This window comes from Sphingomonas sp. Leaf412 (assembly GCF_001425405.1).
GTDB lineage: Bacteria > Pseudomonadota > Alphaproteobacteria > Sphingomonadales > Sphingomonadaceae > Sphingomonas.
In genome coordinates this window covers 393967-401049 of record NZ_LMQP01000001.1, presented here as the reverse complement: position 1 = coordinate 401049, position 7083 = coordinate 393967, and the positions used below count along the sequence as shown (strand labels likewise).

Genomic DNA, 7083 nt, shown 5'->3' with positions numbered 1-7083 from the left:
CATTGGTTTTCCAGCAGAAACGGCGTGAAAAGTCACGAAAGGTCACAGGGTCGGTGGGTCGCGCGGGGCGCGAATGTTGCGAATGTTGAGGCGCGGAGCATGTTTTCGCGTGGGGTCGATGGGTAGGCGCAGGGTAGCCACGGGGGTGGATGGTCGCGCGCGTCTAGCAGGGTGGGGAGATGTAGGACAGGGCGGGTGGCTTCCAATCTCGGGTATCACCATCGGTGCTTGGTACGAGCCAGCGCTTGAGAAGGCGCTTCCCCCAACGCGACGTTGCTGACGGAATGGATGCGCGCATGAACAATGATCGCTTTTGCAGCCGCCTTATGAGGTGAGCGGACCTCGCCAAGTCCGTAGGCTGCCACCATCTGCGCCCATAATTACCGACAGGGTATCCTTATACAATGTTGTGGCCAGGTCGTTAAGAAATCGGCACCTCAGAAGATCGTTGTCCAATCGCATGTTAATATTGTTTGGTCCTTATTAACAGCGGTGGTCCATGAGAATGGACTGGGAAGCAAGATTTTTGCGCCAGTCCCGATTTAATGGTCGTAGATAGTCCCAGGGGCTGATCGTGCTCGCGATATCACGCGTTCTTGTGCGTTTGGCACTCATTGCGTCCGGTGCGGCCGCCGTCGCCTCATGCACATTGCAGAGCAGGTGGGCGGACCTTCGTGTCGACGCCTACGGTTCGTATGGCGGACGCCTCGTCAGCGGGAGTACGTTGTGGCACGTGCGGACCAAGCAGACCTTCCCGCCCGGCGCGAACATCGAAGCGCACGGCTTTGCACTTGCCATCCCGCTCGGCAACGACCGCTACGTCTATGGCTTAATGCGGGCTCTGGATACCGACAGCGACTTCTTGGACGAGTGGACCCACTTCATCACAGGTCTGGACGGGTTTGCCCGCGACGAAGAGACGCGACAGCACGCCGGTCCGGCAGGAGAAGGCAATTTCAGCGAGGCGCACAACCGTCATATCAAGCGGCTCGCCGGCCGGGAAATCCCCTTCTGCCTTCCGCCGGATCGTTCGCGGCCGGTCCAGCACCGCTGCATCGTCTTCGTCTACGTCGGCAATCCCGATGATCCGAAGTCGGTGATGCTGGTAAGGCCGGGGCAGGTTGCTGATCTGGGCGGTAAACGCTTCGTCCTGGAACGAGTGACGGCCACCTACCAGGAACCCGGGCAATCATCACGATCGACGGAAGCCATGCTTCCAAGGTTCGTTCGGGATGAGCACGTGCCCTGTTGTGGGATGCTTCCACCGCATTTGTATCTTGAATCTGATAGGCCTCTACGAAGAGGTGATTTTGATACTTCTTTGATAGGACGTGGTCCGGCAAAACCACGCGATCATTAGTGTTGAGAGGATGTGGGACACCTGTCCGGCCTCTGTGGGCTTAGGCGCAAGCCATATCTGTTTGAATACACCAACAGAGCAGGCGGGTTGCTGGCCTCTTTAGCAAGCCGTGGTGCAGAACGGGTGGCGGATACTTGCTTATCCCGCCTCACCCCGCCCCTTGAATCCCTGCGCCACGACGAACCATTCCACCGATCCCTTGCGGCTGGCGGGGGGTTTCGCGTGCTTCACGGTCGTGAAGTTGCGCTTCATCTCCGCCACGAGGCCGGAATCCGCGCCGCCCGCGAACACCTTCGAGACGAAGGTCCCGCCGGGCACCAACACGTCGATCGCGAAGGCCAGCGCCGCCTCGACCAGGGCCATCGTGCGCAGCGCGTCGGTCTGCGGATGGCCGACGGTGTTGGCGGCCATGTCCGACAGGACAAGGTCGGGCGCCCCGCCCAGGTCGGCGATCAGGCGGGCGGGGGCGGCGTCGTCCATGAAATCCATGTGCAGGATCGTCGCGCCGTCGATGGGATCGACGGGCAGCAGGTCGATGCCGACGATCGCGGCACCGGGCACGCGGCGGCGCACGACCTGCGTCCAGCCGCCCGGCGCGATGCCGAGGTCGACGACGCGTTTCGCGCCCTTCAGCAGCGCAAAGCGTTCGTCCAGTTCCAGCAGCTTGTAGGCGGCGCGGCTGCGATATCCCTCCGCGCGCGCCTTGTGCACATAGGGGTCGTTGAGCTGGCGTTCGAGCCAGCGGGTCGATTGCGCGGTCCGTTTCCGGGCGGTCCGAACGCGCTGGTGGTTGGGATTCCTCACGATCCGGTCTCCATCAGGCGGCGCAGGATGCCCTCGCGGATGCCGCGGTCGGCGACGCCGAGGCGCTCGGCGGGCCACAGGTCGAGGATGCCTTCGAGGATGGCGCAGCCCGCGACGACCAGATCGGCACGCTCGCGCCCGATGCAGGGAAGCGCGGCGCGCTGCGCCAGCGTCTTGCCCGCCAGATCGCGGCTGATCGCGCGCATCGCGGCGGCGGGCGCGATCAGGCCGTCGACCTGCGCGCGGTCGTAGCGTTCGAGGCCGAGATGGACGCTGGCCAGCGTGGTGACCGTCCCCGACGTCCCCAGCAGCCGCGGCGGCGTGACCGCGAACGAGGGCGGGCGGGGGAGACGCGCGGCGAAGGGGGCGAAGCTTTCGGTCACCAGCGCGCGCATCCGCGCATAGGTGGCCACGCGGGTCGAATCGTCGCGGTTCGCGCCGACGCTTTCGGTCAGCGACACCACGCCCCACGGCGCGCTGTGCCAGTCGCGGACGGTCGGCACCGGTCCGGCGGTGTCGATCAGGACAAGCTCGGTCGATCCGCCGCCGATGTCGAACACCAGTGCGGGCCCGTCGCCCGGTTCCAGCAGGACGTGGCAGCCCAGGACGGCGAGTCGGGCTTCCTCCTCCGCGGAGATGATGTCGAGGTGGACCCCCGTCTCGCGCAGCACGCGGGCGATGAACTGCGTCCCGTTGTCGGCGCGGCGGCATGCTTCGGTCGCGACCGAGCGGGCGAGCGTGACGTTGCGGCGGCGCAGCTTGTCGGCGCACACGCGCAGCGCGGCGATGGTCCGCTCGATCGCGGCATCGGACAGGCGCCCGGTCGCGGCCAGCCCCTCGCCCAGCCGCACGATGCGCGAAAAGGCGTCGACCACCGCGAATCCGTCGCCCTGCGGCCGCGCGATCAGCAGGCGGCAGTTGTTGGTGCCGAGGTCGAGCGCGGCGTAATGCCGCGGGCGCGACGTCGCGCCGGTGTCGTTATGCGCCGTTCGGGCGGGAGCAGGGTCCCGCCGACGCGGCAATTCGGCGGGAAACTCCCCCATTGCCGTCACTTTCCGTTTCTGCCGCGGCGATGGAGCGGCTCCACGCCCGGTGCTTGGGCTACAGCGCTACACCGGTCGGCGTTTCCCCGCAACCGGCGGGGGCGCCGGGCGTTGACATGGGAGCGACGCGCTTTTAATGGCGCTCGCCTGATTGCCCGATCCTCTAATGGTAAGAGAGCGGACTCTGACTCCGTCAATCAAGGTTCGAGTCCTTGTCGGGCATCCATTTCCTGCCGGTCAGCGCGCCTCCGCCAGCAGCGCCTTCGCCTTCGTGCCGGTCCAGTCCAGTTCCCCGGTGACGCGCCAAAGCTCCCGACCGTTCGACCCGTACAGGATCGTCGTCGGCAGGTTCGCCTGGTAGGCGAGGCTCAGGCCCAGTTTCGGATCGAACAGCGGGCGGATCGCGGCGAAGGGTTTGGTCGCCAGGAACGCCTTCGCCTTGCCTGCGTCCATGTCCTGGCTGACCGCGACGACGGACAGGCGCCCGGCGGTGGCGCGGGCGGCCGCGTCGAGCGTGGGGAGTTCCTTCACGCACGGGGCGCACCATGTCGCCCACAGGTTTACCAGCAGCGGCGTGCCCGTCGCCGCGCGCAGGGTCGTGCGATCGCCCGCCGCGTCCGAAATCGCGACGTCGGGCGCGCGTTCGCCCTTATGGCTGCGGTCGACCGCGCCCGCGCGGGGAGCCGGGGGACCGGCGGGGGCCTCGTCCGGCGACGCCTCGTCGGGTGAGGGGTTGGCCGCCTGCGCGGCTTGCTCGTTGGCGGGCGAGCCCTTATCGCAACCCGCGATCGCCAGAGCAGGCGCCAGGAGACCGACGATCGCCGACCGGGCCGAAAGCGATGGGAACACGAACCTCTCCAACATGATGTGGGGAGGGCGTTTCGCTGCCGGTCCCGCTGCGGTGATGCGCGAGATTAACGCATCCATCCCGTTCGACAAGCGGATGTGGCGGCAGGACGTCGCGGGCAGCCGCGCGCATGTCGCGATGCTGGGCGCGCAGGGGATCGTTTCCGCCGCCGATGCCGCCGCGATCGGCGCCGGGCTGGACCAGGTGGCGGCGGGCTATGCCGCGGACGGCGTGCCCGACGACCTGGATATGGAGGACATCCATATGCTGACCGAGGCGCGATTGTCGGACGCGATCGGTGCGGCGGCGGGGCGGTTGCACACCGCGCGCAGCCGCAACGACCAGGTGGCGACGGACTTCCGCCTGTGGGTGCGCGATGCGACCGATCAGGTGCTGGCGGCGCTGGCCGCGCTGGACGACGCGCTGCTGGCGCGGGCGCAGGAGCATGCGGACAGCGTGATGCCGGGCTTCACCCACCTGCAATCCGCGCAGCCGGTGACGCTGGGCCATCATTTGATGGCGTATCACGAGATGGTGGCGCGCGACCTGAGCCGCTTCCGCGACAATCGCGTGCGCGCGAATCTGTGTCCGCTGGGGGCCGCCGCGCTGGCGGGGACGGGGTTCCCGATCGATCGCGCCGCGACCGCCGAGGCGCTGGGGTTCGACGGGCCGACGCGCAACAGCCTGGATTCGGTCAGCGACCGCGACTTCGCGCTCGATTACCTGATGGCCGCCGCGCAATGTTCGCTGCACCTCAGCCGCCTGGCGGAGGAATTCGTGCTGTGGGCGTCGCAGCCGTTCGGGTTCGTGTCGCTGTCCGACCAATGGTCGACCGGCAGCAGCATCATGCCGCAGAAGCGCAACCCCGACGCGGCGGAACTGGTGCGCGGCCATGCCGGACGGATCACCGGGTGCCTCGTCAGCCTGATGGTGACGATGAAGGGCCTGCCGCTCGCCTATTCCAAGGACATGCAGGACGACAAGCCGCCGGTGTTCGAATGCCACGACCTGCTGGCGCTGTCGCTCGCGGCGATGACGGGGATGGTCGAGAGCGCGACGTTCCGGACCGACCGGATGCGTGCGCTGGCGGAAAGCGGGTTCGCGACCGCGACCGACCTTGCCGACTGGCTGGTGCGCGAGGGCGACGTGCCGTTCCGCGAGGCGCATCACATCACCGGGCGCGCGGTGGCGACGGCGGAGTCGCTGGGCGTCACGCTGGACAAGGTGCCGCTGGACGCGTTGCAGGCGATCGATGCGCGGATCGACGCGCGCGTGTACGACGTGCTGTCGGTCGACGCCTCCGTCGCCAGCCGCCGCAGCTTCGGGGGCACCGCGCCCGACAACGTGCGCGCCGCGATCCGCGCCGCGCGGGAGGACCGGGCATGAAATGGATGGTGCTGCCGGCCGTGGCGCTGGCCGGATGCGGATCGACCAAGGCGGTCGAGGCGCCCGCGGGAAAGCCGCTGCCCGCGGTCGCCTACGGCACGACCGCGCCGCCGACGACCGAGCGGTTGCTGACCCCCAGCGTGCAGGCGCGCCCCGGCCGCGGCGATTCGCTGCTGCGCCGGTCGGAGGAGCGGCAGAGCGACGAATTCGACCTTCCGCCGCATTGAGGGAGGGCATCGTTCCCGAACCCGCCGTCATGTCGGGCTTGTCCCGGCATCCATGGCATCGCAAGGGCGTGAGCCGTTGATCCCGCGGCTAGATGGACCCCGGAACAGGTCCGGGGTGACGGCCTGTTCCTCGACCACCGACCTGCGTTTCGCAACCGCCCCGTATCGGCCGGGATGATAGACTGAGTTTGGACCCCCGCATGGACGACTTTCATTACCGCGACGGCGAATTGTGGTGCGAGGGCGTGCCGCTGCGGCGCATCGCCGCGGACGTGGGCACCCCCGTCTACGTCTATTCCGCCGCCGCCTTTCGCCGCCACGCGCGTGAGTTCGCCGCGGCGCTGAAGCCCGCGGGTGCGGCCGGAAACGGGGTCCACGTCGCCTATGCGATCAAGGCCAACCCCAACCTCGCGGTGCTGAAGCTGCTGGCGGCGGAGGGCTATGGCGCGGACGTGGTGTCGGGCGGGGAGATGGCGCGCGCGCTGGCGGCGGGGATCCCCGCGGACGGCATCGTCTTTTCGGGCGTGGGGAAGACGCGCGCCGAGCTGGTCCGCGGGCTGGAGGCCGGGATCGGGCAGTTCAACCTGGAACTGGAGGAGGAGGGCGTCGTCCTCGCCGCGCTGGCGAAGGAACGCGGGCTGACGGCGCGTGCGGTGCTGCGCGTCAATCCGGACGTGGACGCGGGCACGCATGCCAAGATCTCGACCGGCAAGAGCGAGAACAAGTTCGGCGTGCCGATCGACCAGGCGCCCGCGATGTACGCGCGGCTGGCGGCGCTGGACGGCCTCGACCTGCGCGGGGTGGCGATCCACATCGGCAGCCAGTTGTTCGACCTCGCCCCGCTGGAGGCGGCCTACCGCCGCGTGAAGGCGCTGGTCGACCAGTTGCGCGGCGTAGGGCATCGCGTGACGCACATCGACCTCGGCGGCGGGCTGGGCGTGCGGTACAAGGCCGGGGACGTGCCGACGCCGCCCGCCGATTACGGCGCGATGGTCGCGCGCGTGACGGCAGGGTGGGACGCGACGTTGATGTTCGAGCCCGGGCGCGTGATCGCGGGCAATGCGGGCGTGCTGCTGACCACGGTGGTGTGGGTGAAGCCGGGGGTGACCAATCCCTATGTCATCGTCGACGCGGCGATGAACGACCTGGCGCGGCCCGCGCTGTACGATGCGTGGCACGATTTCGACGCGGTGGCGCCGACGGGCGCGCGGATGACGGCCAATATCGCCGGACCGGTATGCGAGACGGGCGATACGTTCGCGATGGGGCGCGAGGTGGATCTGGTGCGGGGTGGCGATCTCGCCGTATTCCGCACCGCGGGCGCCTATGGCGCGACGATGGCGTCGACGTACAACAGCCGTGCGCTGGTGCCCGAGGTGCTGGTGGACGGGGATCGCTTCGCGGTGGTGGCGGACC

Annotated in this window: 7 protein-coding genes and 1 tRNA gene; 5 read left to right on the top strand and 3 right to left on the bottom strand. The window is 68.4% G+C overall.

Going from position 1 to position 7083, the window contains the following annotated elements:
• Positions 1-598 precede the first annotated feature (598 nt).
• Entirely contained in the window at positions 599-1360 is a 762-nt protein-coding gene (locus ASG29_RS16580) for a hypothetical protein (protein ID WP_235532730.1), read from the top strand.
• Between the two features lie 138 nt (positions 1361-1498).
• Here ASG29_RS16580 and ASG29_RS01790 read toward each other — a convergent pair whose 3' ends face one another.
• A complete protein-coding gene (locus ASG29_RS01790; protein ID WP_235532729.1) occupies positions 1499-2164 on the bottom strand; it encodes an RlmE family RNA methyltransferase in 666 nt (221 codons plus the stop codon).
• On the bottom strand, positions 2161-3207 hold the full coding sequence (locus ASG29_RS01785; RefSeq protein ID WP_156457833.1) for a Ppx/GppA phosphatase family protein: 1047 nt from the start codon (positions 3205-3207) through the stop codon (positions 2161-2163). The genes ASG29_RS01790 and ASG29_RS01785 overlap by 4 nt, the downstream gene beginning before the upstream one ends.
• 152 nt (positions 3208-3359) lie before the next feature.
• Between ASG29_RS01785 and ASG29_RS01780 the strand changes: the two genes are divergently transcribed.
• Positions 3360-3433: transfer RNA gene (locus tag ASG29_RS01780), tRNA-Gln, on the top strand.
• An 11-nt stretch (positions 3434-3444) separates the two neighbouring features.
• Here ASG29_RS01780 and ASG29_RS01775 read toward each other — a convergent pair.
• On the bottom strand, positions 3445-4056 hold the full coding sequence (locus ASG29_RS01775; RefSeq protein ID WP_235532728.1) for a TlpA family protein disulfide reductase: 612 nt from the start codon (positions 4054-4056) through the stop codon (positions 3445-3447).
• Between the two features lie 16 nt (positions 4057-4072).
• Here ASG29_RS01775 and argH point away from each other — a divergent pair, with 16 nt between their 5' ends.
• From argH to lysA, 3 genes are all read left to right on the top strand, one after another.
• A complete protein-coding gene (gene argH, locus ASG29_RS01770; RefSeq protein WP_055979295.1) occupies positions 4073-5440 on the top strand; it encodes an argininosuccinate lyase in 1368 nt (455 codons plus the stop codon).
• A complete protein-coding gene (locus ASG29_RS01765) occupies positions 5437-5667 on the top strand; it encodes a hypothetical protein (protein WP_055979291.1) in 231 nt (76 codons plus the stop codon). Before argH ends, ASG29_RS01765 begins: the two co-directional genes overlap by 4 nt.
• A gap of 200 nt (positions 5668-5867) precedes the next feature.
• Positions 5868-7083 (top strand): diaminopimelate decarboxylase (lysA, locus tag ASG29_RS01760; RefSeq protein WP_235532727.1); only part of this gene is annotated, 1216 nt, incomplete at its 3' end.

What these genes read in the sequence shown, in the direction of transcription:
- ASG29_RS01785 (WP_156457833.1), bottom strand. Translation starts at nt 3,207, where the DNA reads ATGGGGGAGTTTCCCGCCGAATTGCCGCGTCGGCGGGACCCTGCTCCC.
- argH (WP_055979295.1), top strand. Translation starts at nt 4,073, where the DNA reads ATGTGGGGAGGGCGTTTCGCTGCCGGTCCCGCTGCGGTGATGCGCGAG.
- ASG29_RS01765 (WP_055979291.1), top strand. Translation starts at nt 5,437, where the DNA reads ATGAAATGGATGGTGCTGCCGGCCGTGGCGCTGGCCGGATGCGGATCG.